22 protein-coding genes and 1 riboswitch are annotated in these 26,682 nt (G+C 66.6%); of the genes, 12 read left to right on the forward strand and 10 right to left on the reverse strand.

Translation table 11 applies throughout. From position 1 onward, the window contains the following. The first annotated feature begins 157 nt into the window (after window positions 1-157). Both metK and ABR323_RS02010 read left to right on the forward strand, forming a co-directional pair. Window positions 158-1,369 (forward strand): methionine adenosyltransferase, encoded by a 1,212-nt coding sequence (metK, locus tag ABR323_RS02005; protein ID WP_012510070.1) that lies wholly within the window; start codon window positions 158-160, stop codon window positions 1,367-1,369. A gap of 138 nt (window positions 1,370-1,507) precedes the next feature. Next, window positions 1,508-2,014: an acyl-CoA thioesterase gene (locus tag ABR323_RS02010; protein ID WP_439448004.1), complete on the forward strand. Its 507-nt coding sequence runs from the start codon at window positions 1,508-1,510 to the stop codon at window positions 2,012-2,014. Between the two features lie 119 nt (window positions 2,015-2,133). On the opposite strand, the gene ppc is transcribed toward ABR323_RS02010, so the two are convergent. Both ppc and ABR323_RS02020 read right to left on the reverse strand, forming a co-directional pair. Continuing rightward, entirely contained in the window at window positions 2,134-4,845 is a 2,712-nt protein-coding gene (gene ppc, locus ABR323_RS02015; protein WP_439448170.1) for a phosphoenolpyruvate carboxylase, read from the reverse strand. A 172-nt stretch (window positions 4,846-5,017) separates the two neighbouring features. Further along, entirely contained in the window at window positions 5,018-7,534 is a 2,517-nt protein-coding gene (locus ABR323_RS02020) for a S9 family peptidase (RefSeq protein WP_439448005.1), read from the reverse strand. A gap of 120 nt (window positions 7,535-7,654) precedes the next feature. Then, window positions 7,655-7,736: riboswitch (S-adenosyl-L-homocysteine riboswitch) on the forward strand. Between the two features lie 36 nt (window positions 7,737-7,772). Here ABR323_RS02020 and ahcY point away from each other — a divergent pair. From ahcY to ABR323_RS02035, 3 genes are all read left to right on the forward strand, one after another. Beyond that, window positions 7,773-9,218, forward strand: a complete 1,446-nt coding sequence (ahcY, locus tag ABR323_RS02025) for an adenosylhomocysteinase (RefSeq protein WP_439448006.1) — start codon at window positions 7,773-7,775, stop codon at window positions 9,216-9,218. 347 nt (window positions 9,219-9,565) lie between these two features. Further along, entirely contained in the window at window positions 9,566-10,039 is a 474-nt protein-coding gene (ybaK, locus tag ABR323_RS02030) for a Cys-tRNA(Pro) deacylase (RefSeq protein WP_439448007.1), read from the forward strand. Beyond that, the gene (locus tag ABR323_RS02035; RefSeq protein WP_439448008.1) at window positions 10,039-10,524 is read left to right on the forward strand and encodes a hypothetical protein; all 486 of its coding nucleotides are present in this window, start codon (window positions 10,039-10,041) and stop codon (window positions 10,522-10,524) included. Before ybaK ends, ABR323_RS02035 begins: the two co-directional genes overlap by 1 nt. 137 nt (window positions 10,525-10,661) lie before the next feature. Here the strand turns inward: ABR323_RS02035 and ABR323_RS02040 are convergent, their stop codons facing one another. Both ABR323_RS02040 and ABR323_RS02045 read right to left on the reverse strand, forming a co-directional pair. Further along, window positions 10,662-11,282 carry an energy transducer TonB gene (locus ABR323_RS02040; protein ID WP_439448009.1) on the reverse strand — a complete coding sequence of 207 codons (621 nt, stop codon included), beginning with the start codon at window positions 11,280-11,282 and terminating at the stop codon, window positions 10,662-10,664. 100 nt (window positions 11,283-11,382) lie between these two features. Continuing rightward, complete coding sequence (locus tag ABR323_RS02045) at window positions 11,383-11,940, reverse strand: DUF3228 family protein (RefSeq protein ID WP_439448010.1); 558 nt, start codon at window positions 11,938-11,940, stop codon at window positions 11,383-11,385. 105 nt (window positions 11,941-12,045) lie between these two features. Between ABR323_RS02045 and ABR323_RS02050 the strand changes: the two genes are divergently transcribed. The 4 genes from ABR323_RS02050 to ABR323_RS02065 are packed head-to-tail and all read left to right on the forward strand — an operon-like array spanning window position 12,046 to window position 16,635. Beyond that, on the forward strand, window positions 12,046-13,176 hold the full coding sequence (locus ABR323_RS02050; RefSeq protein WP_439448011.1) for a DJ-1/PfpI family protein: 1,131 nt from the start codon (window positions 12,046-12,048) through the stop codon (window positions 13,174-13,176). A 2-nt stretch (window positions 13,177-13,178) separates the two neighbouring features. Further along, window positions 13,179-13,868 (forward strand): response regulator transcription factor, encoded by a 690-nt coding sequence (locus tag ABR323_RS02055; RefSeq protein ID WP_135272331.1) that lies wholly within the window; start codon window positions 13,179-13,181, stop codon window positions 13,866-13,868. Further along, the gene (locus ABR323_RS02060) at window positions 13,865-15,157 is read left to right on the forward strand and encodes a sensor histidine kinase (protein WP_439448012.1); all 1,293 of its coding nucleotides are present in this window, start codon (window positions 13,865-13,867) and stop codon (window positions 15,155-15,157) included. Before ABR323_RS02055 ends, ABR323_RS02060 begins: the two co-directional genes overlap by 4 nt. After that, window positions 15,154-16,635, forward strand: a complete 1,482-nt coding sequence (locus ABR323_RS02065; RefSeq protein ID WP_439448013.1) for an amidohydrolase family protein — start codon at window positions 15,154-15,156, stop codon at window positions 16,633-16,635. Before ABR323_RS02060 ends, ABR323_RS02065 begins: the two co-directional genes overlap by 4 nt. Before the next feature lie 6 nt (window positions 16,636-16,641). Here ABR323_RS02065 and ABR323_RS02070 read toward each other — a convergent pair whose 3' ends face one another. Genes ABR323_RS02070 through ABR323_RS02080 form a run of 3 tightly spaced genes read right to left on the reverse strand, consistent with a single transcriptional unit; the run spans window position 16,642 to window position 19,372 of the window. Then, on the reverse strand, window positions 16,642-17,373 hold the full coding sequence (locus ABR323_RS02070; protein WP_135272328.1) for a LytR/AlgR family response regulator transcription factor: 732 nt from the start codon (window positions 17,371-17,373) through the stop codon (window positions 16,642-16,644). Beyond that, window positions 17,370-18,413 carry a sensor histidine kinase gene (locus tag ABR323_RS02075; protein WP_439448014.1) on the reverse strand — a complete coding sequence of 348 codons (1,044 nt, stop codon included), beginning with the start codon at window positions 18,411-18,413 and terminating at the stop codon, window positions 17,370-17,372. Before ABR323_RS02075 ends, ABR323_RS02070 begins: the two co-directional genes overlap by 4 nt. 26 nt (window positions 18,414-18,439) lie before the next feature. Next, complete coding sequence (locus tag ABR323_RS02080) at window positions 18,440-19,372, reverse strand: alpha/beta fold hydrolase (RefSeq protein WP_439448015.1); 933 nt, start codon at window positions 19,370-19,372, stop codon at window positions 18,440-18,442. 202 nt (window positions 19,373-19,574) lie between these two features. Here ABR323_RS02080 and metF point away from each other — a divergent pair, with 202 nt between their 5' ends. Together metF and ABR323_RS02090 are read left to right on the forward strand one after the other, a co-directional pair. Then, window positions 19,575-20,402, forward strand: a complete 828-nt coding sequence (gene metF, locus ABR323_RS02085) for a methylenetetrahydrofolate reductase [NAD(P)H] (RefSeq protein ID WP_439448016.1) — start codon at window positions 19,575-19,577, stop codon at window positions 20,400-20,402. A 40-nt stretch (window positions 20,403-20,442) separates the two neighbouring features. Continuing rightward, window positions 20,443-21,027, forward strand: coding sequence for a DUF4124 domain-containing protein (locus tag ABR323_RS02090; protein WP_439448017.1), 585 nt, complete (start codon window positions 20,443-20,445; stop codon window positions 21,025-21,027). Between the two features lie 87 nt (window positions 21,028-21,114). Here the strand turns inward: ABR323_RS02090 and ABR323_RS02095 are convergent, their stop codons facing one another. The 3 genes from ABR323_RS02095 to ABR323_RS02105 form a co-directional block, all read right to left on the reverse strand. Beyond that, window positions 21,115-22,071, reverse strand: coding sequence for a Nudix family hydrolase (locus tag ABR323_RS02095; RefSeq protein WP_135272323.1), 957 nt, complete (start codon window positions 22,069-22,071; stop codon window positions 21,115-21,117). A 100-nt stretch (window positions 22,072-22,171) separates the two neighbouring features. Then, a complete protein-coding gene (secA, locus tag ABR323_RS02100) occupies window positions 22,172-24,904 on the reverse strand; it encodes a preprotein translocase subunit SecA (protein WP_135272322.1) in 2,733 nt (910 codons plus the stop codon). Window positions 24,905-25,131: 227 nt separating this feature from the next. Further along, window positions 25,132-26,088: a M23 family metallopeptidase gene (locus tag ABR323_RS02105; RefSeq protein ID WP_012510051.1), complete on the reverse strand. Its 957-nt coding sequence runs from the start codon at window positions 26,086-26,088 to the stop codon at window positions 25,132-25,134. A 12-nt stretch (window positions 26,089-26,100) separates the two neighbouring features. Here ABR323_RS02105 and ABR323_RS02110 point away from each other — a divergent pair, with 12 nt between their 5' ends. Then, entirely contained in the window at window positions 26,101-26,550 is a 450-nt protein-coding gene (locus ABR323_RS02110; protein ID WP_439448018.1) for a DciA family protein, read from the forward strand. The last annotated feature ends 132 nt before the right edge of the window (window positions 26,551-26,682 follow it).

The following is a 26,682-nucleotide window of genomic DNA, read 5'->3' on the forward strand; positions in this document are numbered from 1 at the left end:
GGCGCCGAGTCTGGGCCTCAATCCCGCAGCAGCGGGCCCTGCGGACCGACATGGGCTTAACCACCGGCAACCGGTACAGGTTCACAATGCACAGGCGGCGCACCCCGTGTATCATTCGCGCCCATCTTTCCATCCGAATCAAAGGATATTAAGCCTGATGTCCAGCTACCTCTTCACCTCCGAGTCGGTCTCTGAAGGCCATCCGGACAAGGTTGCCGACCAGATCTCCGATGCGGTGCTGGACGCGATCCTGACCCAGGACCAGCGCGCCCGCGTGGCCTGCGAGACCATGGTCAAGACCGGCGTTGCCATCGTGGCCGGTGAGATCACCACCAGCGCCTGGATCGACCTGGAAGCGCTGACCCGCAAGGTCATCGTGGACATCGGCTATGACAGCTCCGACGTCGGCTTCGACGGCGCCACCTGTGGCGTGCTGAACCTGATCGGCAAGCAGTCGCCGCACATCGCCCAGGGCGTGGATCGCAAGAAGCCCGAAGAAATGGGTGCTGGCGACCAGGGCCTGATGTTCGGCTACGCCACCAACGAAACCGACAGCTACATGCCGGCCGCGATCCACCTGTCGCACCGCCTGGTCGAGCAGCAGGCCAAGATCCGCAAGAAGAAGAACTCGCCGCTGTCGTGGCTGCGCCCGGACGCCAAGAGCCAGGTCACCCTGCGCTATGAAAACGGCGTGGTCTCGGCCATCGACGCGGTGGTCCTGTCGACCCAGCACGCCCCGGGCATCAAGCAGAAGGACCTCATCGAGGCCGTCCGCGAAGAGATCATCAAGCCGGTGCTGCCGGCCAAGTGGCTGCACAAGGGCACCAAGTTCCACATCAACCCGACCGGCAAGTTCGAGATCGGCGGCCCGGTGGGCGACTGTGGCCTGACCGGCCGCAAGATCATCGTCGACACCTACGGCGGCTGGGCCCGTCACGGTGGTGGTGCCTTCTCCGGCAAGGACCCGTCCAAGGTCGACCGTTCGGCGGCCTATGCGGCCCGCTACGTCGCCAAGAACGTGGTTGCCGCCGGCCTGGCCGACCGTTGCGAAGTGCAGGTCTCCTACGCCATCGGCGTGGCTGAGCCGACCTCGATCTCGGTCACCACCTTCGGCACCGGCAAGATCAGCGACGACAAGATCGAGAAGCTGATCCGCAAGCACTTCGACCTGCGCCCGTACGGCATCATCAAGATGCTGGACCTGGTGCACCCGATGTACCAGCAGACTGCGGCCTACGGCCACTTCGGCCGCAAGCCGAAGGAGTTCAGCTACCTCAACGGCGAAGGCGAGACCGTCAACGCCACGGCCTTCTCCTGGGAGAAGACCGACCGCGCCGCCGCCCTGCGCGCCGATGCGAAGCTGAAGTAAGAAACACGAAGGGCCGCTCACGCGGCCCTTCTGCTTTCGGTAGAGCCGGCCGCTGGCCGGCTTTTTCATGGCCTCCGGAAACAATCGCGTGGTTGCCGGCCAGCGGCCGGCACTACCGGTTGCCGATACAATCGCCCCATGTCGACCGAACTCAAAACCCACCAGCTGTCCATGACCGTGCTGATGTCGCCGGAAATGGCCAATTTCTCCGGCAAGGTCCACGGCGGTGCGGTCCTGCGCCTGCTTGACCAGGTTGCCTACGCCTGCGCCAGCCGTTACGCCGGCAGCTACGTGGTCACCCTGTCCGTGGACCAGGTGATGTTCCGCCAGCCGATCGCGGTGGGCGAGCTGGTCACCTTCCTGGCCTCGGTGAACCACACCGGCACCTCGTCGATGGAGATCGGCATCAAGGTGGTGGCCGAGGACATCCTCAAACGCAGCGTGCGCCACGCCAACAGCTGCTTCTTCACCATGGTGGCGGTGGACGAGGAAGGCCGGCCGACGCCGGTGCCGTCATTGCAGCCGGTCACGTCAGACGAAAAGCGTCGCCAGGCGGCCGCGCTGATCCGCCGCCAGCTGCGCCAGGAAATGGAGCAGCGGCATCTGGAACTGCTGGCATCGAATCCGCCGTCGCCGGAAGAATGAGGTAGTGCCGGCCGCTGGCCGGCAACCTCGCGCGTGCTGCCGAACATCATGAGGTTGCCGGCCAGCGGCCGGCACTACCATTTCGAATTCGCCGGGCCACGCCCGGCGGATGCAGAAGGTCAACCGGTGTTCTGCACGCCCTGCGAAACACCGTTCACGCAGGCCACCAGCGCGCGCAACAGGTCATCGTCCTCGCGCCCGCTTTCGCGCCAGCGCTGCAGCAGATCCACCTGCAGCACGCTGATCGGATCGACGTAGGGATTGCGCAGGCGGATCGACAGCGCCTGCCGCGCATCGTGGTCCAGCAGCGTCTGCTGGTCCATCAATGCCAGCAGCCAGTGTCGGGTGAGCTCCAGTTCGCGCTGCACCTGCGGGAAGAAGCGCCCGTGCAGGGCGCCCGACAACAGTGAGAACTGCTCGGCGATGGTGATATCGCCCTTGGACAGCACCATTGCGATGTCGTCCAGGAACGTGCGGAAGAACGGCCAGTCACGCGCCATTTCGCGCAGGGTCTGTTCGTGGCCGGCATCGACCGCCGCCTGCAGGCCGCTGCCTACGCCGTACCAGCCGGGAATGACGGCACGCGCCTGGCTCCAGGCGAACACCCAGGGAATCGCACGCAGGTTGCCCAGTGCCGCGTCCTGGCCGAGCCGGCGCGAAGGCCGCGAGCCCAGCGTCATCCGCTCGATCACGTCGATCGGTGTGGCGGTGCGGAAGTAATCCATGAAACCGGCCTGGCCAACGAAGCCGCGATACACCTCGCTGCTGGAAGATGAAACGGCTTCCATCACCGGCCGCCAGTCATCCTCGCGCGGCTCGGGCGCACGCGGGCGCAAGCTGGCGCGCAGCACCGCACCCGTGGCCTGTTCCAGCGAGCGCAGGGCCAGCGCGCGGATGCCGTATTTGCGATGGATCACCTCGCCCTGCTCGGTCACCCGCAGTCGGCCGTCGATACTGCCGCGCGGCGACGCATCGACCGCGTGGGTGGTCTTGCCGCCACCACGGCTGATCGAACCGCCACGACCATGGAAGAAGGTCAGGCGGATGCCGGCTTCGGCCGCCACCTCCAGCAGTTCCACCTGCGCACGCTGCAGGCCCCAGCGCGAAGCGGCGATGCCGCCATCCTTGCTGCTGTCCGAATAGCCCAGCATCACCATCTGCACGTTGTCGCGTGCTTGCAGGTGCGCACGATAGATCGGGTCGTCCAGCAGGTCACGCAGGGTCGCGGTGCCGCGCTTGAGGTCATCCACGGTCTCGAACAGGGGGGCGATATCCAGTGGCACCGCTCCGCCCTCTTCCACCAGGCCGCCACGACGCGCCAGCGCCAGCACTGCCAGCACATCGCTGCGGTCGTGCGCCATCGAGATGATGTAGCTGCCCAGCGCATCGCTGCCATGCCGCGCGCGTGCATCGGCCAGCGCGGCGAACACCGCATCCAGCCGCTGGTTGCCCTCGTCGTCGGCCTTCGGCAGCGCGTCTTCGCCGCTGGCGTGCGGGCCCAGCAGGCGTGCACGACCCAGCGCGTCCAGCGCCTGCCAGGTTTCTTCGCCGCCCAGTACGGCGGCCAGAGCGCGCGCATGCACGCTCGACTCCTGGCGCACATCCAGCCGCGCCAGATGGAAGCCGAAGGTCTTCACCCGCCACAGCAGGCGCTGCACGGCAAAGCCGCCGGCATGCTCGCCGCGATGGGCGTGCAGGCTGTCCAGGATCAGCTGCAGGTCGTCGATCAGTTCAGTGGGGCCGGCGTAGGCGCCCTCGCCATCATCCAGCGTCGCCTGCAGACGTGCGCGCATGCGGTCGTTGAGCAGGCGGTAGGGCATGTCGGCATGGCGGGGGCGCGACTGCACCTGCGGCAGCAACTGCTGGTAGTGCGCCACGCGCGCCTGCAGCGCATCGCTTACGCCCACCCGTTCGGTGGACTGGCTGAGCAGGCTGGCCAGCTGCAGCAGCTCCTTCTGGTAGCGCGCGAGCACCGCCTGCCGCTGCGCATCCAGCGTATTGCGGATGGTGTGGGCATCCACGTTCGGGTTGCCGTCCATGTCTCCGCCCACCCAGGTGCCAAAACGCAGCAGGCGTGGCAGCGGCAGCTCTTCGCCGTAGGTATCGCGCAGCGCCTGCTGCAGCGATTCGTACAGCACCGGGATCACGCGATACAGCACCTGTACCAGGTAGAAGCCGACGTGCTCGCGCTCGTCATCCACGGTAGGCCGTACCGGCGAGGAATCGGTGGTCTGCCACGAAGCGGTCAGCGCCATGCGGAAGCGCGCGGCATCGGCAGCGGCCTCACCCGGCGTGCGCTGGCCGTCGAGGTTGTCGACCAGGCTGGCCACCATCAGCTGCTCTTTTTCCAGCAGCGCGCGGCGCACGGCCTCGGTCGGGTGCGCGGTGAACACCGGTTCGATATCGATGCGTGGCAGCCACTGCGCCAGTTCGTCCAGGCCCACGCCCTGTGCCTTCAGGTGCTGCAGCGCATCCTGCAGGCCATCAGGCTGCGCACCTGCGGTACCGGCACGCTGGTAGTCACGGCGGCGGCGGATGCGATGCACGCGCTCGGCGATGTTGACCACCTGGAAGTAGGTGCTGAAGGCCCGCACCATGGTCTCGGCCTGCTGCGGCGTGCGCCCGGCCAGCCCTTCGGCCAGCTCCGACAGCGGTGCCTGGTTCTCGCGGCGGGCGATGGCGCGGGTGCGCACATCCTCGACATCGTCGAGGAAAGCGGCTGAAACCTGTTCAACCAGCAGGTCGCCGACCAGCGCGCCGAGCCGGCGCACGTCATCGCGAAGCGGAAGATCGGGAGAAGCAAACTCGATGCTGCTGCGGTACTCGTTCATCGGCGACGCACAGGCCTCGGTCAACGGATCCAGACCCCAAGCCTAAACCAGAACGGGCGTCGTGCTGCGATGCAAAAATGGTTTCATCTGGTAGTGCCGGCCGCTGGCCGGCAACCTCAGGTTGCATGGCTCCATGAGGTTGCCGGCCAGCGGCCGGCACTACCGGGTCCGGTCAGCGCTTTTTCTTCGCCTTGCCCTGCGCGGCCGGGCCGATGGTCTGCTCCAGCCAGCGCTCACTCTCGGCCAACATCGTCATGATCGATTCGCGCGCGCGATAGGCGTGCGATTCGTTCGGCAGCATCACCAGCCGCGCGGTGCCACCCAGGCCCTTCACCGCCGCGAACATACGCTCGCTCTGCATCGGGAACGTGCCGGAGTTGTTGTCATCCACGCCGTGGATGAAGAGGATCGGATCCTTGATCTTGTCGGCGTAGTTGAACGGCGCCATCTTCTGGTAGACGTCCTGCGCCTGCCAGTAGTTGCGCTCCTCGGCCTGGAAGCCGAACGGGGTGAGCGTGCGGTTGTAGGCGCCGCTGCGGGCGATGCCGGCCTTGAACAGGCGGGTGTGCGCCAGCAGGTTGGCGGTCATGAACGCACCGTAGGAATGGCCACCGATGGCAATGTGATCGCGATCGGTCACGCCACGGCGCACCACTTCATCCACCGCTGCCTGCGCGTTGGCCACCAGCTGTTCGATGTAGGTGTCGTTCGGCTCCTTGTCGCCCTCACCGATGATCGGCATCGACGGGCTGGCCAGCACCACATAGCCCTTGGCCAGGAATGCCTGCGGGCCCCAGTAACTGACCGCATTGAAGCGGTACGGCGAATCGGTCACCTGGCTGGCCGCAGCGGCACTCTTGAACTCACCCGGGTAGGCCCACATCAGCAGCGGCCGCGGGCCGTCGCGCTTCGGGTCGTACCCCGGCGGCAGCAGCAGGGTCGCGGTCAGGTCCACGCCATCCTTGCGCTTGTAGCGGATCTGCTCCTTCTGCACGCCCTTCAATTGCGGCAGCGGATGGGCGAAGTGGGTCAGCGCGCGCGCTGCGGTACCCGCATCGGCCAGCGACTGCACGTAGAAATTGGCCGGCTCGTCCGGGCTCTCGCGGCTCAGCAGCAGCGAGCTGCCCTGGTTGTCCAGCAGTGCCACCGGCAGCGAATAGCTCGGCGCCTGCGAGTGGAACAGGCGGGTGGCCTTGCCGCTGGCGATGTCGAAGCGGTCCACGAACGGACGGTCACCTTCCGGCGAAGCACCGGCACCGGCCAGATACAGGCTGCTGCCATCAGCGCTGGTCTGCAGCAGCGAGCGACCACGTTCGTCGCTGGCCAGCAACGCGCGGCCCGGATCGGCATAGCGGTCCTGTGCATCGCGATCCCACAGCAGGCGCGGCTCGGTACCGGCGTTGTCCGGGGCGATCAGCCAGGTCTTGGTCTTGCGGGTCTTCCACCACGATTCGGTCAACAGGGCCAGGTCACCGCGGCCCCAGCTGATGCCGGCCAGGCGGCTGCCAAGCTGGGCCAGCGTCACCGGCGGCGTGTCGAACGGCGCGGCCTGCATCAGCACCGCATCGCGCACCTTGGCCTCCCTGTTCGGGTCGCCGCCGTCCTGCGCTTCGGCCCAGACCAGGGTGGCATCGGCATCACCGCGCCAGCTGATGTCGCGCACGCCGGTCACTTCAGCGTCGTTGCCGGTCGGCAGGCCTTCCACCAGCGGGCGCACGGCCACGGTGTGCACCAGCTTGCCGCTGGCACGGTCGATCACTTCAATGCGGCGCGGGAAACTGCTCACCGGCACCACGTAGGAGTACGGTCGCTGCACCGGCTGGCGCAGCACGAAGCGGCCATCCGGCGACACCGAGAAGCCCATGAAGATGCCGGCCGCGCCGATCGCGCGGGTGTTGCCATCCAGGCTGACTTCCATCGGTTGGGTGGTGGCGTAGTAATCGAACTGGCGCGCGTCGGCTTCGTTCTTCAGCAGGTCCTGGTAGGTACGGATCGACACCACGCCGCCGCCCTGGCTGGTCTGCTGCACGGCCGGGCCGGTCGGAATGCCGTCGGCGGCCGGGGCTGCACCGAGGTTGGCCGGGCGGGTGAACGCCACCAGACCGCGGCTGTCCGGCAGCCACTGGTAGCCGCTGCCGATCACCGTGTTCAGGCCCGCGACGAGGCGGCGCGCACTGCCAGCGGCCACATCCACCAGCCACAGTTCATTGGCGCCGGTACCCGCATCGACCTGGTTGAAGGCCAGCCACTTCTGGTCCGGCGACCACATCAGGCTGGCGATCGACAGCGTGGCCGGCAGACCGCTGATCTGCCGCTCCCTGCCGTCGGCCACGTTCATCAGCCACAGCTTCTCGCCGAAGCTGAAGCGGCTGTCGGAGAACGTGCGCGGGTTGATGCGCAGGCCGGCCAGTTTCAGTTCCGGCTGCGCCACCACCTGGATCGACGGCAGCGACGGCATCTGCATCAGCGCGGCCACGTCGCGGCGCGGCGACAGGTACAGCGACGGCGCGCGCGGGGCGTCGACCACCGCCTGCAGCGCCGCCGAGGGCAGCTCGTAGCCGCCGACGCCCTGGACCTGTACCGCAGCGGGCTGCGGGGCTGCCGCCCACGCCAGCGGGGCCACCGCCAGCAGTCCCATCGACAGGACCAGACCGGTCCAGCGCCGTGCGCGGCGCGCGTGCATGTTCATTCTTCAACCTGTGTGATGCGTGAAACCACCGACCTTAGCAGGCCATGCGCGCCTGCCCACCTGCCGATGGTTGGGTCATCGGCGTGTCACACCGGGGGCGCGATATAATGGCCGTCCTCCCCTGCCGAGGGGCGCTGCGACCGGATCCCCTGAGACCGGCCAGGCTCGGCAGGCGGTATTGCAACAACGGCGCCCGGCCAGATGCGAGCACCCGCTCGCCCACAACCGGAGCTACTGCATGAATGCTGTTGCCAAGTCCTTCTCCACCGAAGGCGACTACAAGATCCGCGACATCACCCTGGCCGACTGGGGCCGCAAGGAACTGGACATCGCCGAGCACGAGATGCCGGGCCTGATGTCGATCCGCCGCAAGCACGCCGCCAGCCTGCCGCTGAAGGGTGTGCGCGTGACCGGTTCGCTGCACATGACCATCCAGACCGCGGTGCTGATCGAGACCCTGAAGGACATCGGCGCCGACGTGCGCTGGGCCTCGTGCAACATCTTCTCCACCCAGGACCACGCTGCTGCCGCCATCGCCGCCACCGGCACCCCGGTGTTCGCCTGGAAGGGCGAGTCGCTGGAAGAGTACTGGGACTGCACCCTGGACGCGCTGACCTTCACCCTGGCCGACGGCACCCTGACCGGCCCGGAACTGGTGGTCGACGACGGCGGTGACGTGACCCTGCTGATCCACAAGGGCTACGAGCTGGAAAACGGCAGCACCTGGGTTGACGAAAAGGCCGCCTCGCACGAAGAACAGGTCATCAAGAACCTGCTCAAGCGCGTTGCCAAGGAGCGTCCGGGTTACTGGGGCCGCGTGGTCAAGGACTGGAAGGGCGTCTCCGAAGAGACCACCACCGGCGTGCACCGCCTGTACCAGCTGGCTCAGGCCGGCACCCTGCTGATCCCGGCGATCAACGTCAACGACTCGGTCACCAAGAGCAAGTTCGACAACCTGTACGGCTGCCGCGAGTCGCTGGCCGATGGCCTGAAGCGCGCGATGGACGTGATGCTGGCCGGCAAGGTTGCCGTGGTCTGCGGCTACGGCGACGTCGGCAAGGGCTGCGCCGCGTCGCTGCGTGCCTACGGCGCGCGCGTGGTGGTCACCGAAATCGATCCGATCTGCGCGCTGCAGGCGGCGATGGAAGGCTATGAAGTCAACACCATCGAATCGACCCTGGGCCGTGCCGACCTGTACGTCACCACCACCGGCAACAAGGACATCATCCGCATCGAGCACCTGAGCGCGATGAAGGACCAGGCCATCGTCTGCAACATCGGCCACTTCGACAACGAGATCCAGGTCGATGCGCTGGTGTCGTTCGCCGGCGTCAAGCACGTCAACATCAAGCCGCAGGTGGACAAGTACATCTTCCCGAACGGCAATGCGATCTTCCTGCTGGCCGAAGGCCGCCTGGTGAACCTGGGCTGCGCCACCGGCCACCCGAGCTTCGTGATGTCCAACTCGTTCGCCAACCAGACCCTGGCCCAGATCGACCTGTGGGCCAACAAGGACAGCTACGAGAACAAGGTGTACCTGCTGCCGAAGAAGCTGGACGAAGAAGTGGCGCGCCTGCACCTGGAAAAGATCGGCGTGAAGCTGACCACCCTGAGCCAGGAACAGGCCGACTACATCGGCGTGCCGGTGGAAGGCCCGTTCAAGCCGGACCACTACCGCTACTGATGCCTGCGGGGTGCCGGCCAGCGGCCGGCACTACTGGTGCATGCAACACACGGAACGGGCGCCTTCGGGCGCCCGTTCTGCGTTTGCGTGTGGCCGTACACCACGCATCCACGCATGGCGTGGATCTACTGCATACATCGCCTGACCTGCTGTGTCCACGCCATGCGTGGATGTCGTCCATCCGTTCCAAGGTAGATCTGATCTGGCCCCTTCAAAACGGACGCCATGCGTGGATGTTCCCCTGCCAACCCGAAGTAGATCCACGCCATGCGTGGATGTTCCCCACCGGAGCCGAGGACAATAGCCTCGGTCAAGGCAACGCGACCAGCGCGCGCTACGATGCCCACATGACTCCGGCCATCAACCTGCTCAAGCGCGAGAAGATCGCCCACACCGTGCGCAGCTACGTGCATGACGCCCACGCCGAATCGTATGGCGGCGAAGCCGTCGACAAGCTCGGCCTCGATCCCGCCCAGGTGTTCAAGACCCTGCTCGCCAGCACGGAATCACATGAACTGCTGGTGGCGATCGTGCCGGTGGCCGGCCAGCTGGACCTGAAGGCGCTGGCCGAAGCGGCCGGCTGCAAAAAATGCGAGATGGCCGCTGCGGATGCCGCACAGCGCGCGACCGGCTATCTGGTCGGTGGCATCAGCCCGCTCGGGCAGAAAAAGCGCCTGCGCACCTTCCTGGACGCCAGCGCCGAAGCGCTGCCCAGCCTGCATGTCAGCGCCGGACGCCGCGGCCTGGAAGTGGAACTGGCGCCGGTCGATCTGCTGCGCCTCACCGCCGGCCACTACGCTGCCGTCGGCAGGTCACGCTGATGCGCTGGCCGTGGTCCGCAGCGCCGATACCCCGGCTCGACGATGCGCAGGCCGATGTGCTGCTGCAGGACCTGCTGTCGCGCGACGCCTCGCGCATTACCGATGCCGCCCGTACGGTCGCGCGCCTGTTCAGTGCCTCATCGCTGGACGCGTTGGCCGCGCATGTGGATCTGATCGAATGCGGCTGCCAGGGCATCGCCCTTGGCGGCATGCTGATCAGCAACCAGGCGCACCTCAAAGCTGCGCTGCAACGACTGCGCTACTGGCAGGCGCATGAAGGCTGCCTGTGCGCACTCAATCCCCGCTACCCGTTCTTCGATCCGCGTCGCCTGATCGAACAAGGGCAGGTACAGCTGCTCTCGTTGCAGGAGGCCGAAGGGAGTTGGGGTGATTGCCATACCGTTGCCTGCACGCACTGCGGCCAGCATTGGCAGGCGATCGACCGCGAGTACCACTACCCGTGGTGGGAGTGGAGTGCCCTCTGACCGTGATGCAGCCACGCATGGCGTGGCTCTACTGCGGTCCGTACAGCCACGCCACACGTGGACGGCATTGCCCCGGTACATTCACGCCACACGTGGACGGCATTGCCCAGTAGATCCACGCCATGCGTGGATGGCGGTCACTCCACCAACTCGTACCGCATGGGTACACGCACGATGGTCAGCGCGGGCACCGTGCTTTTTGCATCGCCACGCACGAAATGCCAACCATGCAGCTCATCCACAGCCGCCTCGTCCAGCACCGCATGGCCACTGGAGGTCTCCACGATCACCGCAGCCACTACGCCGTGCGAGTCGATCAGCGCCTTGAGCAGGCTGCGCCCGGAAAGCCCCTGCTCCATGGCTTCGCGTGGATAGCGCGGCAACTTTCCGCGCGGTTGCATCCAGGGAACACCTTCGCCGACGAACAGGTCCTGGCTGCTACGCGCAGCACATCGCTTCGGTGTGCGCAGCAACAGTGATGGCCGCAGGTTGTCTACCGTCACCTCCGCGGGCGCCGCGCAGGCATGCTGCGTGAGTGCGGCCAGCATCTGCTGCTGCCGAAGCAGCGCCTTGCCATTGGTCGCCGTCACCTCGACCAGGCAACGACCGTCGCTGGGCTGCATCGACAGTGCAGTCACCCCCGCATCGCGCAGCCCGGACAGGGCCGCCAATGGCGCGCACGCGGTGTCAGCAGCGGGCTTGGCCGCCAGCAACACGCCTGCCAGCAACACCGGAATCATCCTTGCCCAGGTATCCATGCCCTGTCCTTTTGGGGTCTGCCTGGCCCGATCATAGCGGGCGCATGGGGCCGGATGATCGGGTCAGAGCCCCTCGGTGCGGGGATCTGACCCGGGCCGCCTACGGCCTCCAGTTGGCGTTGTTCTCCCAGAACTCAACGGAACGCCGGTAGGCTTCGCGATCCAGCGGAACACCGGAACCGCCTTCTTCCACGCCCAGCGCGTTGCGCATCATCGTGATCGGTGCCATCGGCACCTCTTCCGGCGCGGCGGTGTAGATGCAGCCGACGATGCCCCAGTCGGCCTCGATCGCTGAACCTTCCTTCGCCAGCTGCTCGGCGCTGTACAGGATCACCACCAGATAGTTCGCGCGCGGCGACTCCACACCCTCGAACCAGCGCACCAGTACCGGCAGTTCCTCGCGGTTGCGCGCCTCGTAGCTACTCCGCAGCTGGTGGCGGTTGGTGTCGGTGACCGGCACCGTCAGGCAGCGCGTGCTCGTCCAGTTCTCATAGACGAACAGCTTGCAGAACGGGGCGTAGCCGTCCAGCACCTTCAACGGTGCATGCGCATTGAGGTGTACCTGGAACTGCTCGGCAGTGCAGTCCTGGATGGTGTTGCCGCGCGGCACGCGTGGGAACAGACGGGGACGGGCGAAATCGGTGAGGACGATGGACATGGCATGCACGAACGGGAACAGGCCCTCAGGGTAACGGTCGATGCGCTTGAAGTCTGCTTCACATTTGCCGGTCACAGTGCCCGCACATCTCCCGGAGAGTTCTGCATGAACCGCTTCCCTTCCCTGCTGCTGGCCTGCGCGATGGCCATCCTCCACGGTCCCGTGGCCGCCTCGACCGCCGCTCCCGCACAGCCCCCGCGCGTGCTGCTGGTGGTCAGCAGCGAAGGCCGCGACCAGGGCCGCACCCGACCGGGCTTCGAGATGGACGAGTTCGCCCAGGCCTGGCTGATACTTCGCCGCAACGGTTTCGAGATCGATGTGGCCAGCCCACGCGGCGGCGCCGTGGAGGCCGACAAGTACAACGCCACGGAATCCTTCAACGCTGCGGCTCTGGCTGATCCCCTGGCCGTCCGCGCGCTGGCCGGTACCCTGCCAACGGCGCAACTGCGGGCAGGCGACTATCGCGGCGTGCTGGTGATCGGCGGCAAGGGCGCCATGTTCGATCTGCCGGCTGACAGCGCGCTGCAACGCACGATTGCCGCCATATGGGAACAAGGCGGCATCGTCGCAGCGGTCTGTCATGGCCCGGCGGCGCTGGCAGGCGTCCGCCTCGGCAATGGCCGCGCGCTGGTGGAAGGCCGCTCCATGACCGGTTTCAGCGAGGAGGAGGAGCTGCTGTTCGGCAAGCGCTGGGCGAAGGAATTTGCCTTCCAGCTGGAGCCGCGCATGCGTGAACTCGGGGCCCGCTGGCAGGAAGCGCCCCTGATGATGCCCAAGGTGGTGGTGGATGGACGCCTCGTGACCGGGCAGAACCCGTATTCAACCCCTGCGCTGGCCGAGGCATTCGTGCGTGCCAGCGGGCAGGTACCGGTGGCCCGTGAACCCTGGCGCGACGAGCGCAGCATGGCGCTGGTGGAGCGGCACCTGCAACTACGCGACACGCAGGCCGTCCAGCAGCTGGCGCGGCGCCCTGCGGATTACCACGTCGAACTGATCGGCATCCTTGGCTTCTACCAGCTGCAGGCTGCGCAGACGCCTGTAGCGATCGCCGATGCGCTGGCAATCATGCAGCTGGCCCGTCCACACATGGACGAACCGCGGCTGGACGTGGCGATGGCCGAAGCGCACTGGCGGCTGGGCGATGCCACGCGCGCCCGCACCCAACTGCGGGCCGTGCTGGAAAAGCAGCCTGCACTGGAAGAAGCTAAGGCACTTCTAGCCCGCATGCAGCCTTGACCATGGACGCCGAACGCCTGCGCCTGCTGTTGATCGAAGACAACCTGCCCTTGGCCTCGGCCATCGTCGACATGCTGCAGGCGCAGGGCCACCAGGTGGATTTCGCCGCCGACGGCGAGCTCGGCCTGCGGATGGTCCTGGCCAATCCGCCGGACGTCGTGCTGCTCGACCTGGGCCTTCCGGGAATCGATGGGACCACGGTGTGCCGTCGCCTGCGCGATGGCTGCGACCGCCACGTGCCTGTGTTGATGCTGACCGCACGCGACGCACTGGTCGACAAACTGCAGGGCTTCGCCGCCGGCGCCGATGATTACCTGGTCAAGCCGTTCGACGATGCCGAACTGCTGGCACGCTGTCTGGCGCTGGCGCGCCGCCATCGTCTCAACCAGCCCCACCGGTTGCAGATCGGCCCACTGTGCATCGATCGCCGCACGGGTCAGGCGTGGCGTGATGGCGTTGCGCTGGAGATGCCACAGCTGGCCCAGCGCATCCTGCTCGAACTGGCCGAAGCGTGGCCATGCACGGTGACCCGCAGTGAACTGGTGCAGCGCTTGTGGGGTGATGAAGCGCCACCGTCGGACCCGCTACGCTCGCATCTGTACCTGTTGCGGCAGGTCCTGGACAGGCCGTTCGACAGCGAGATGCTGCGCACCGTGCATGGTGTCGGCTTCCGTCTGGAAGCATCGCCATGAGGCCACGCCCGGTCCATCGTCTACGCCGGCGTCTGGTGGTGGCGTTCACCGTTTTCGCACTGCTGGTTGCCTCGGTCTTTGGAGTGTATTCGCTGGTCTTCATGTATGCAGTGGAGGACAGCATCTTCAACGCCCAGCTGGACCGCGAAGCGGCGGTGCAGCGTGCCTACCAAGCCCGCACGGGGCGCTGGCGCCTGCCCGCCGATGCAGCAGTCCAGCTGCATGACTCATCTGCCACATTTCCCGCCGACCTGCGGGCAGATTTCGCCGAGGAGCCTTGGCGCTCGGAGTTCGGCGGCGAGCAGGGCCGCCACTACCACGTCAAGCGCTTGCAGGCTTCCCCGTCCGCGCCTCCCGCATGGCTGGTGTACGAAGTCAGCGAACAGCTGGTGGTGCGTCCGATCCGCGATAGAGTGGTGCTTCTGCTGGGAGGTACGGCGCTGGCCATGATCCTGGTCGCGATCCTGCTCGGCCTGTGGCTGGCACGCCGCGCCACACGCCCCCTGTATGCGCTGGTCCATGAGGTTGAATCACTGCAACCACCGTCTGGACAGCGCACACACCTGGCAGACCGTTTCGGCAATGACGAAATCGGGGTACTTGCGCGCGCGCTGGATGGCTTGTCGGAGCGGGTCGCCGCGTTCATCGAACGGGAGCATGCCTTCACCCGTGATGCCAGCCACGAACTGCGTACACCGTTGAGCGTCATCTCCAGCGCGGCCAGCCAGTTGCTCGGCGAGGCGGGGCTGTCCGCACGCGGGCAACAGCATCTGCAGCACATCCGCCTGTCGGCGCTGCAGCTGCAGCAAGCCATGACCGCATTGCTGGCGCTGGCTCGCGAAGAACCTGCAGGCACACGTTGCGGGCCGGTCAGGCTCGTTCCGCTGCTTGAGCGGGTGATCGTTGAACAGTCCCCACTGCTGGCCTCGCGGCCGGTGGACGTGCAACTCTCGGTGCCCCACGACGCAGCACTGCACGCGCCAGAAGCTGCGCTGCAGGTGGTGCTGGCCAACCTGATCGGCAACGCCTTCGCGCACACCCCGCAGGGCACGGTGCTGATCACGTTCGAAGCAGGCGTTCTGCAGGTCCACAACACCGCTTCCGCCACACCTTCGCTGGGCAGCTGGCCCACGCCCCGCCCCTTCCAGAAGCGCGCAGACAGCAGCGGCAGCGGATTGGGGTTGGAGATCATGCGCCGGCTTTGCGACCACCACGGCTTGCATCTGGACATACAGGCCAATGACGGTGGCGTTCACGCGCAGCTTCGCAGCCAGCAGTGCGGCCCATGAAGCGTCTACTGAAAGTACTCGCTGCCCTCGTGTTGGTGCCCGCAGTGCTGTTCACCGCCGCTCTGCTCTGGCCGCTGTCGGCACCACCGTTGCCCGAGCCAGGCAACAGCCGCGTGATCGTCAACGCGCGGGTGGTGGACGTCGCGCGCGGCCAGGTCAGCGAACCCACCACGGTGACGGTGCGCAACGGCACGATCACCGCCATGGGCGAAACGCCACGGGACACCAACCTGCCGGTGCTCGATGCCGGTGGCCGTTGGCTGCTGCCCGGTTTCTGGGACATGCACACCCATGCACTGCAGTTGTCGCCGCAGCTGCAGTTCCCGCTGATGCTGGCCAACGGCATCACTGGCACCCGCGACATGATGGACTGCCCGCAGGCCACCGATCCGCTGATCGCCTGCGTAGCCGACAAGCGCCGCTGGACCGCACAGGCCGTTGCCGGCCAGCAGGTCGCACCGCGCTTCGTGCAGATCGCCAGCTTCTATTTCGAAGATCCAGCATTGGCGCCGGACACCGCGGCACAGCGTGCACGCGTGTACAGCGCGCGCGGTGTCGATACCTTGAAGGTCTACAACCGCCTGCGCGCGGATACCTACCAGCGGCTGGCCATCGAGGCGCGGCAGCTGCGTCGTCCGCTGGTCGGCCATCTGCCCAGGGCGGTGCCGCTGGAAGACGCCCTGCAGGCGGGTCAACGCAGCTTCGAACATGCGCACCTGTTCGTGCGCCATTGCTTCGACAACGCCGCCGCATGGCGTGGCGGCATGCTGGATGGCGAAGACCCGACCGCACTGGCCGAACGCATGGTCGGTGGCTACCAGCCTTCGGTGTGCAACCACGCATTCGGCTTGATGCAGGCAAGCGGTGCCGCGTTCGTGCCGACCCATGTCACCCGCGAAGAGGATGCACGAGCACGCGATCCGGCGTTCGTCGATGATGCGCGCTTGGTCTATCTGGATCCGCTTTCGCGCTGGGCATGGCGCGATGATCTGACGGCCACCGCCGATCGCTACCCAGGCCAGCGCGGCGAAGATGCGCTGAAGGTGTACTTCGATCATGGGCTGGCGCTCACCGGTGCCGCACATCGTGCAGGTGTCACCGTGCTGGTGGGAACCGATACCGCGCTGGGCGGCTTCCGCTATCACGATGAACTGCAGTGGCTGCGACAGGCAGGCCTGAACCAGGCGGACGTGCTGCGCGCGGCAACGCTGCAGGCCGCGCGTCATCTGCAGCTGCAGGCATCGCATGGCAGCGTCGAGGTCGGCAAAGCCGCAGACCTGGTGCTGCTTGATGGCAACCCGCTCCACGACACCGCCAATACCCGGCGCGTGCATGCGGTGCTGCTGGCGGGTCATCTTTACGACCGCCCACGGCTGGATGCACTGCTTGCCTATGCCCGTGCGCAGGCACGCTCGCCGGCGGTGATGGCACGCCTGCTGTGGGGCTTCATCACCAGCCCGGTCAGTGCCGAGCTGTAGCGGCGGCTACAACGCCATCCGCTCGCGCAGTTCACGCGCCTGCCGCCGCGACACCTCCACCTCGCTGCCATCATCGAGCGACAGGTCGTAGCCATCAGCGACGCTGGGCGTCACGCCACGAATACGGCGCAGGTTGACCAGCGTGTTGCGGTTGGCGCGAAAGAACAGCTCCGGCGGCAGGCGTGCTTCCAGCGCACTCAGGCTGCGGGTCAGCAGCGCATTCTGGTCGCGGAACCACAACCGCGTGTAGTTGCCATCCACCACCAACCGGCGGATCTCGGACACCGCGACGAACCAGCAGCGTTCGCCCTCGCGCACGAACACCTGGTCCTGCGCGCCCAGCGTGCTGCGCGTCTCCGGCGTTTCGCCCGCCACCACCTCGCGCTGGCGCGCCCGCTGCAATGCTTCCAGCAAGCGCGGTGCCTCGACCGGCTTCACCAGATAGTCCAGCGCGTTGGCCTGGAACGCGCGTACCGCGTAGGTGTCGTAGGCTGTGACGAAGACCACCGCCGGCACCGTCTCCAGCCCGTCCAGCACATCGAAGCCACTGCCCGAGGGCATCTGCACATCCAGCAGCACCAGGTCCGGCGCCAGTGTGGCGATCGCCTCGCGCGCGGCGGGCACATCGTCGGCCTCGCCCACGCACTGCACCCACGGCAACGCCGACAACAGCGTACGCAGTTCCTGCCGCGCCAGCCGCGCATCATCAACGATCAACACACGCAGCATGGCACTCATTGTGGAATCTCCAGCAGGGCCTGCATGCGGTCGCCGACCGGCTGCAGCGTGAAACGACCGCACGTGCCCAGCTGCGTGCGCAGATAGGCCAGGCCGACGCCGTGGCCATGGCTGGGTTCATTGCCCGTGCCCAGCGGGTTGTCCACCTGCAGACGCAGCACAGCATTGTCCAGCGTGGCGCGGATCTGCACCTCACCGCCGCCCGGGCGGCTGCCGATGCCGTGCTTGATCGCATTTTCCACCAGCAGCTGCAGCGCCATCGCCGGCAACTGCGCCTGCATGGCATCGGCATCGATGTGCTGGCTTACCTGCAGGCGCTGTTCGAAGTGGATCGCTTCGATGGCCAGGTAATCGTCCACTACCGCCAGTTCCTCGACCAGCATGACCTGCTCGCTGCGGTTGTGCGCCAACGCCTGGCGCAGCGTGCGCGACAGGCGGGTGACCATGTCGCGCGCACGCTCAGGATCTTCCAGGATCAGCGCGCGCAGGTTGTTCAGTGCGTTGAACATGAAGTGCGGATTGAGCCGTGCACGCAGCGCGTCACGCTCCAGGGCGCTGCGTTCGGCTTCGGCACGCAGTCGGGCCAGTTCGGCCTGGCGCGCACTGCGCACGCCGTGCAGGCCAGCCCACAACGCGGTCCACAGCCCCAGCATCAGCACGGTGTTGAGCCAGTAGAGCAGGCGTGCGACCGGGCGGAAATCACCCGATCGGCCACCAAAATCCACCCACCCCATCGCCAGCGCCGGCTGCAGCACCGCCGTCAGCAGCAGTTGCGCCAGTGCTGCGCCCAGCAGCACCGCCAGTGCCAGCCGCAGCACCAGCGCGCCCAGTTCCAGCCGCCACCAGCGGCCCCGCAATGCCAGCGCACGCACGCCGCCGCTGATGCCATACAGCAGCACGCCGAGGCCGACGCTGATCAGTGTGCCACCACTGCTGCCGCCACCGAACGCGCCGGTCATGGCCAGGCTGGTTACGCAGAACAGCGCCCAGCCGAGGGTGTTGATCAACCAGAAGCGCAGCGTGGACGTCGATTCGGGCATGGCAGTGACCGGTGCGGACGGGAGGTTCAGCGGTGGCTGTCGAGGAACGCCTGCACCTGCCCACGCAGCCATTGCGGATCATCCCACATCAGGAAGTGGTGGCCGGCCGCGCTCAGTTCGATGCGCACACCGGGCAGCGCTGCGTACTGCGCCTGGAAGATCGAACGGGCAGAGGCCTCGGTCGCTCCGAAGGCCTTGTAGGACGCCCATGCGCCCAGCACCAGCGTGGGCGAACGGATACCGGCCACTTCGCTGCGCAGGTCGTGCACCAGCAGGGAGTACATCGCATCGGCGGTGGTGGTGCGATCGCTGTCGCGGCCCCAGCGCTTCAGTTCAGGCAGGCGCGCAGTGGTGGCGGTCAAGGGGCCCAGCGCGGCTTCGGCCTGTGCCTGGTAACTGGCCGTGTCCGCGGCCAGCATGGCCGTGCGCATCTGCTCGGCCAACGGCTGCACGCTCTGCGCGGTGGCCTGCGGGTTCTGCATGCCCGCGTAGAAGGGCAACGCATCAACGATGACCAACAACCCCAGCGCATCCGGCTCCTTCAGCGCCATCTGCAGGGTCAGCACGCCCCCCAGGCTGTGGCCGATCACCGCCGGATGGTCCAGCTGCTGGCCCTGTACATAGGCCAGCAGCTGGTCGCGCATGGTCGACAGGAAATCCGCCGGGCGCGGCGTGGCGGCGCTGGCACCGGCAAAGCCGGGCAACTGCACCAGGTGGCACTGCACGTCCTTCAACGCCAGGCAGGTCTCGCGCCAGACCTCGGCGCTGCTGTTCAGTCCGGGAATCATCAGCAGCGGCCGGCCCTTGCCGACCACCTCGACCTGCACCTGGCCAGCGGCCGGGGCGCTGGCAGGGGCGGCATGCGCCGAGCCGGAACCGAGCACGGCCATCGCCATGCCGATCATCGCCAGCCGGGCCAGCGCCTTCATTGCGTACCACAGTGCCAGGAAGATCTTCATCGTCTACTCCTTCGTCGGGTGGGTGGTGCCGGAATGGGAACAGCGTGCTGCCGGCCCAGTACCCCCGGTTGCGATTTCGGAGCAGCGGCCGGTCGCCGGGGCGAACGGTTGCGTGCTGCGGACGGCGCCGCTTGCGCGTCATTTGCACATCCATCTTGATGGAGCGATATACTCACCCGTACCCGCCGCTGCCGCCCATGCCATGACTGCCATCAGCTTCGAGTTCTATCCCCCCAAGACCGACGAGCAGCGCAGCCAACTGGACCGCGCCGCGGCCAAGCTGAAGGACTACGGCCCCGAGTACGTGTCGTGTACCTTCGGCGCCGGTGGCTCGACCCTGAGCTACACCTCCGAGACCGTGCGCCATCTCAACCAGCACCATGGCTTCGACGCGGCCCCCCACCTGTCCTGCGTCGGCGGCACCCGCCAGGAGATCCGCGAGCTGCTCAAGCTCTACCGCGCCATCGGCTGCCGCCGCCTGGTCGCGTTGCGTGGCGACCTGCCCTCCGGCATGGGTTTCCCTGGCGACATGCGCTATGCGGCCGAGTTGATCGCCTTCATCCGCGCCGAACATGGCGACGCGTTCCGCATCGAGGTCGGCGCCTACCCGGAAACGCATCCGCAGGCCTCCGATGCGCTGGCCGACCTGAAGCACTTCAAGGCCAAGATCGATGCCGGCGCCGACGCCGCGATCACCCAGTACTTCTTCAACCCCGATGCCTACTTCCACTTCGTCGACGAAGTGCGGCGGCTCGGCGTGCAGGTGCCGATCACTCCCGGCATCATGCCCATCGCCAACTTCAGCCAGCTGCGTCGCTTCTCCGAGCAGTGCGGTGCGGAAATTCCGCGCTGGATCGGCCGCAAGATGCAGGCCTACGGTGATGACACCGAATCGGTGCGCGCCTTCGGCGCTGAAGTAGTGGCCAGGCTGTGCCAGCGCCTGATCGAAGGCGGCGCGCCCGGCCTGCACTTCTACACGTTGAACCTGGCCAAGCCGACCACCTCGGTGCTGAAACTGCTGCAGGGCTGAAAGCACGCCACGCAGCCTTCAACGGCGCTACCCTGCGTCGATGAACCGGTTTTTCTTCCTGCTGATGCTGTTGCTGCTGTGGTCGCTGTCGAGCACTGTCCATGCGCAGTCCACGCGCCTGAACCGCTGCGCCGATGCCCAGGGCCAGAGCGTGTATACCGACCGGCCCTGCGACAGCCTGGGTGCGCGGTCCCGGTTGCCACCGCCCGCAGCCACCGGCAACACCCTGCCACGCGACACGCTGGGCGCGCGCTGCCCGCGCCGGCTGAGCGAGCTGGTGGAGGCTTTGCGCAACGGTATTTCCGGCAATGATGTGAACCGGCTGTCCTCGCTGTACCTGTGGGGCGCGGTCTCCGACGCCGGCGCGCAGCGCATCCTGGGCCAACTGGAATCGTTGGCGCGACGGCCGTTGGTGGACGTGGCACCGGTGTATCCCTCGCAGGCGCTGCCGCAATCGCAGGATGAGGGCCAGAGCCCTGGTGCGCAGGGATCCGACCCCGTGGCCTCTGTGGCGCGGCATCCGATCGGCCTGCGCCTGGAGCAGACGCTGCCCGGCAGCGCGGCGCGTGCGTCCACGGTGCTGGGGCTGCGGCGGCAATATGGGTGTTTCTGGATCACGCTGTGATCGCGAACATCCATCCACGCATGGCGTGGATCTACTGCCTTCGTTCCACACGGTAGCGCCGGGCCATGCCCGGCGAGCGAAGCAGCCTTACTCCGGCCACAGCGCGCGAATCGCGGCGATGCCCTGCCCGCCGTGGCGGCGCGCCTCGGCGATGTGGCCGCTGCCCATGCCGCCCAGCGCGTAGATCGGCAATGACACCTGCGCACGCAGCTCGGCAAAGGCATCCCAGCCCAGCGGCACGGCATCGGGATGGCTGGCCGTGGCCTGTACCGGGCCCAGCACCGCAAAATCACAACCCAGCCGCTGCGCGGCCTGCAGCTGCTGCAGGTCATGACAGGACGCGGCAACCAGCTGCCCCTCGGGAAGCGGGCGTTTGTCCAGCTCCAACAGTTGTTCGCTGCCCAGGTGCACGCCCACGCCCAGTGCGCGCGCCAGTTCAATATCGCGATTGAGCAGCCACTGCACGCCGCTGCGCCGATGCGTGCGCAGGGCCTGTTCCAGCATCGCCTGCCGCTGTGGATGTGCCGGTGGCAAGCGCAGCTGGATGCGCTGCTGGCCCGCGCCCACTGCGCGCTGCAGCTGCTCATGCCAATGCTGCACGCCACTGCCATCGTCGGCCGGCGCCGGCGTGATCAGGTAGCTGTCGGGCTGGCGCAACGCAGCCACCACCGGCAGGTCGGCCGGCGGCATCGAGTAGCGGCCCAGCTTGTCCGGTGCCACCCAGGTGATCGCCTGGCCTTCGCGCCCACGGGGGGTGCCCTTCCAGCTGCGCACATGGCGCACTTCCAGGGTCAGGTGCTTGTCCGGGTAACGCTGCGGCACGTCCATCAGCCACTCGCCGACATCGGCCTCGATACCCAGTTCCTCGCGCAGTTCACGCACCAGCGCCTGTTCGGAGGTTTCGCCGGATTCGCGTTTGCCACCGGGGAATTCCCACAGGCCGGCCATGTCGCGGTTCTCGGTACGGCGGTTGAGCAGCACGCGGCCACGGGCGTCGGTGATGACGGCGGCCACAACGTGGATCGATCGGGTGGGGGAAGGCATGGGGGAAGAATGCCCAGAACAGGGCGACCGGCGCAATCACGGTACCGGCGGGATCCTCCGCGGCCAAAGAAAAACCCCGCTTTCGCGGGGTTCTTCGAGGTCAGCTCAGCTGGCCGTGGCAGTGCTTGTACTTCTTGCCACTGCCGCAGGGGCATGGATCGTTGCGGCCGATCTTCGGCTCGTCGCGCTGCACCTGTGCGATGCCCTGCTGGGCGGCCTGCACCTGCGCAGCTTCCTCGTCGGCGCTGTAGCTGCCAACGTCCTGGTGCTGGAACTGCGACTGGCTCAGGCGGGCTTCGACCTGCTGGCGCTCGGCCGCTTCCAGGGCCTGCACTTCCTCGTCGCTGCGGATGCGCACGCGCGACAGCAGGGTCACCACTTCGCGCTTGACGTTCTCCAGCATGTCCGAGAACAGCTCGAAGGCTTCCTTCTTGTACTCCTGCTTCGGCTGCTTCTGCGCATAACCGCGCAGGTAGATGCCCTGGCGCAGGTAATCCATGCGGGCCAGGTGCTCCTTCCAGCTCTGGTCCAGCACGGTCAGCATCACGTGCTTCTCCAGCGCGCGCATGGTCTCTTCACCCACGCCGGCTTCCTTCTCGGCGAAGTGCTGGTTGACGCGTTCCTGCACCTTGGCGGTGATGGCTTCGGCATCCAGTTCTTCGTGCGATTTGACCAGGTCGGTCAAGGACATCTGCAGGCCGAAGTCCGACTCCAGGGTCGCTTCCAGGCCACGCAGGTCCCACTGCTCGTCGATCGAGTTCGGCGGCACGAAGCGCGCGACGATGTCGAAGATCACGTCGTCGCGGATGCCGTCGACGTTGTCCTTCACCGACTCGGCGTCCAGCAGTTCGTCGCGCTGGGCGTAGATCACCTTGCGCTGGTCGTTGTTGACGTCGTCGAAGTCCAGCAGGTTCTTGCGGATGTCGAAGTTGTGGGCTTCGACCTTGCGCTGCGCCTTTTCGATCTGGCGGCTGACCAGGCGGTCTTCGATGACGTCGTCTTCCTTCATGCCCATCATGCGCATGGCCTTCTGCACCCAGTCGGAGGCGAAGATGCGCATCAGGTTGTCTTCCAGCGACAGGTAGAAACGGGACGAGCCCGGGTCACCCTGGCGACCGGAACGGCCACGCAACTGGTTGTCGATACGACGCGACTCGTGGCGCTCGGTGCCGACGATATGCAGGCCGCCCGCAGCCTTCACCGCGTCATGGCGCTTCTGCCATTCGGCCTTGACCGCGGCCTTCTGCGCGTCGGTTGCGTCTTCGCCCAGTTCGTGGATTTCCGCTTCCAGCGAACCACCCAGCACGATGTCGGTACCACGGCCGGCCATGTTGGTGGCGATGGTGACCGCGGCCGGACGACCGGCATTGGCGACGATGGTCGCTTCGCGGTCATGCTGCTTGGCGTTGAGCACTTCGTGCTTCACGCCCGCCTTGCTCAGGTGCTCGGACAGCATTTCCGAGGTTTCGATCGAGGTGGTACCCACCAGCACCGGCTGGCCGCGCTTGGCGCACTCTTCGATGTCGGCCAGCACCGCATTGAACTTGCCCTTGCGGTTGAGGAACACCTGGTCCGGGCTGTCCTTGCGGATGGTCGGGCGGTTGGTCGGGATCACCACCACTTCCAGGCCGTAGATGCTCTGGAACTCGAACGCTTCGGTATCGGCCGTACCGGTCATGCCGGACAGCTTCTTGTACATGCGGAACAGGTTCTGGAAGGTGATGCTGGCCAGCGTCTGGTTCTCGCGCTGGACCGGCACGCCTTCTTTCGCTTCCACCGCCTGGTGCAGGCCATCGGACCAGCGACGGCCGGACAGGGTGCGGCCGGTGAACTCATCGACGATGACCACTTCGCCGTCGCGCACGATGTAGTCCACGTCACGCTGGTAGATCGCGTGCGCGCGCAGCGCGGCGTTGAGGTGGTGGACCACCGTCAGGTTCTGCGGTGCGTACAGGCCTTCGGTCTCGGCATTGAGGATGCCGGCCTCGACCAGCAGCTGCTCGGCGTGCTCCATGCCCGCTTCGGACAGGTGCACCTGCTTGCCCTTTTCGTCGACCCAGAAGTCGCCTTCGCCGTCTTCCACGTCCTGCTTGACCAGGTTCGGCACGACGCGGTTGACCCGGATGTACAGCTCCGGGGAGTCATCGGCCGGGCCGGAGATGATCAGCGGGGTGCGTGCTTCATCGATCAGGATGGAGTCGACTTCGTCGACGATGGCGTAGTGCAGGCCGCGCTGGTAGCGGTCGGCCTTGGACAGCGCCATGTTGTCGCGCAGGTAGTCGAAACCGAATTCGTTGTTGGTGCCGTAGGTGATGTCCGAGGCATAGGCTTCGCGCTTGTCGCTGTGCGGCATGCCCGGGTACACCACGCCCACGCTCAGGCCCAGCCAGTTGTACAGCTTGCCCATCTGCGCGGCATCGCGGCGGGCCAGGTAGTCGTTCACGGTGACCACATGCACGCCCTTGCCTTCCAGCGCGTTGAGGTACACCGGCAGGGTCGCCACCAGGGTCTTGCCTTCACCGGTGCGCATTTCTGCGATCTTGCCCAGGTGAAGCACCATGCCGCCGATCAGCTGCACGTCGTAGTGGCGCATGCCCAGCACGCGGCGACCGGCCTCGCGGCAGACCGCGAACGCTTCCGGCAGCACCTTGTCCAGGGCTTCACCATCGGCGATGCGCTGCTTGAACTCCGGCGTCTTGGCCTGAAGCTGCTCGTCGGAAAGCTTCTCGATCTCCGGCTCCAGCGCATTGATCTTGGCGACGATGCGGTTGAGCTGGCGCAGCTGTCGTTCGTTACGACTGCCAAATACGCGGGTAAGCAGGCTGTTGATCATTGAAGGAACCGGGTTGGATGGACACGACGCCCGGCCTCCCCCTTGGGATCCGTCCGCCGCAAACGAAACAGGGCGCCTGGCGCCCTGTCGATGGCAACACCCATTGTAGCTTGGGACGGGCGCGAGGGGTTTCAACCCCGTAGGGGGTAGTGCCGGCCGCTGGCCGGAAACCTCGTTAGGTCATCCACAGGCATTGCCGGCCAGCGGCCGGCACTACCAAGCAGGGATCAACCGCGGCTGATGCGACCGACCGGCGTGTTGCCGCCGTCGCCCAGGAACTTGCGCGGGTTGACCACGTTGCCGTTTTCCCACACCTCGAAGTGCACGTGGGCGCCGGTCGAACGGCCGGTGGAACCGGCCTTGGCCACTTCCTGCCCTGCACGGACCAGGTCGCCCACCTTCACCACCAGGCGCGAATTGTGCGCGTAGCGGGTGACGTAGCCGTTACCGTGGTCGACGTCGACCACGTTGCCGTAGCCGCCCTTCACGCCGGAGAAGCTGACCACGCCTTCGGCCACGGCCATCACCGGGTCACCGACCCTGGCGTGAAAATCCATGCCCTTGTGGGTGGCGGCACCGCGGCCGAACGGGTCGGCACGGGTACCGAAGCCGGAGGTCACATAGCTGTTGCGGATCGGCATGCGCGACGGCACGGCGTTCTGCTGCAGCTGGTGGTCGAACATCAGCGATTCCATCACCGACAACTGGCGGCCTGAAGCAGCGAAGCGCTGCTCCAGCACCTGTAAGTCGGCGTTGACGTCCTTGACCGGGATGTCGGTGGTCGGGCCACCAGCATCGCCGTCACCCAGGCCGGGGGTCTCGTTGAAGTCGAATTCGCCGTCTTCCAGCTTGCCCATCTGGGTCAGCCGTTCGCCGAGGGCGTTCAGGCGGGTAGCCTGGGCCTGCAGCTCGCCGAGGCGGGCCGCCAGCGCGTTGACCTGGGTCTGCGCGTCGCGCCGGACCTTGGCCAGCTCCGCGTCCTGTCGCTCGACCTTGGCCTGCAGGCGCGAATCATTCAGCGCGCTCGCGCCAATGCCGCCGGCAAGGCCGATAATGCAGCCTACCCCGAGCACGCTGCCCAGCAGGGCGCGGGGGCGGTCCTCGAAATAGAACCGCAAACGCGCGATGGGCGACGATTTGGCCTGTCCTTCACGCGTTTTGATTACGATCTTTTTGAATGCCATCAGTGAGTTTTCATGTCTGAGCCGAAATCCAGCGTTCGCCCCGCCTCCATGCCGAAACCGGCGCTGGATGCGGTGATGGCTGACAAAAGCGGGAACCCGCTGCGGCGTGCCTTGTGGCTCGACGCGCTGGACCGTCAGTTGCGCCCCCAGTTGCCGCCCCCTCTTCGCAGCCGTTGCCGGCTTGCCAATGTGGACGGGGAACACCTCGTTTTTCTCGTCGAGTCCCCGGTCTGGCATGCCAAGTTGCGGCTTGCCGAAGCCCAGTTGCTCGACGCGGCCCGTTCCATCGGGCTGAAGGCCACCAAGGTGACCATCAAGACTGCGTCTCCCACTCCCACGCGCTCCCCAGCGCTCGACAACCGGAATGGACCCCACGCAGTTTCAGCCGCCACGCACAAAGGGCTACGCGACGCCTTGGCTTGCCTGCAGGACGCTCCTTCAAAGCCGAAGAAGCGGTCCTGATGACAACGGAGCATCCGGCTCCGCTCCCCGTCGCGCGTGTCACCACGGCGTGAAACATTTCGGGGGCCGGGTCGCATCCTAGCTGCCATCCGGGGCCCTGTCGTTAGATTGGTGTTAAAACTACGTTAAATT

Origin of the sequence: Stenotrophomonas sp. ATs4 (assembly GCF_051861585.1) — a bacterium.
Classification (GTDB): Bacteria; Pseudomonadota; Gammaproteobacteria; order Xanthomonadales; family Xanthomonadaceae; genus Stenotrophomonas; species Stenotrophomonas maltophilia_AS.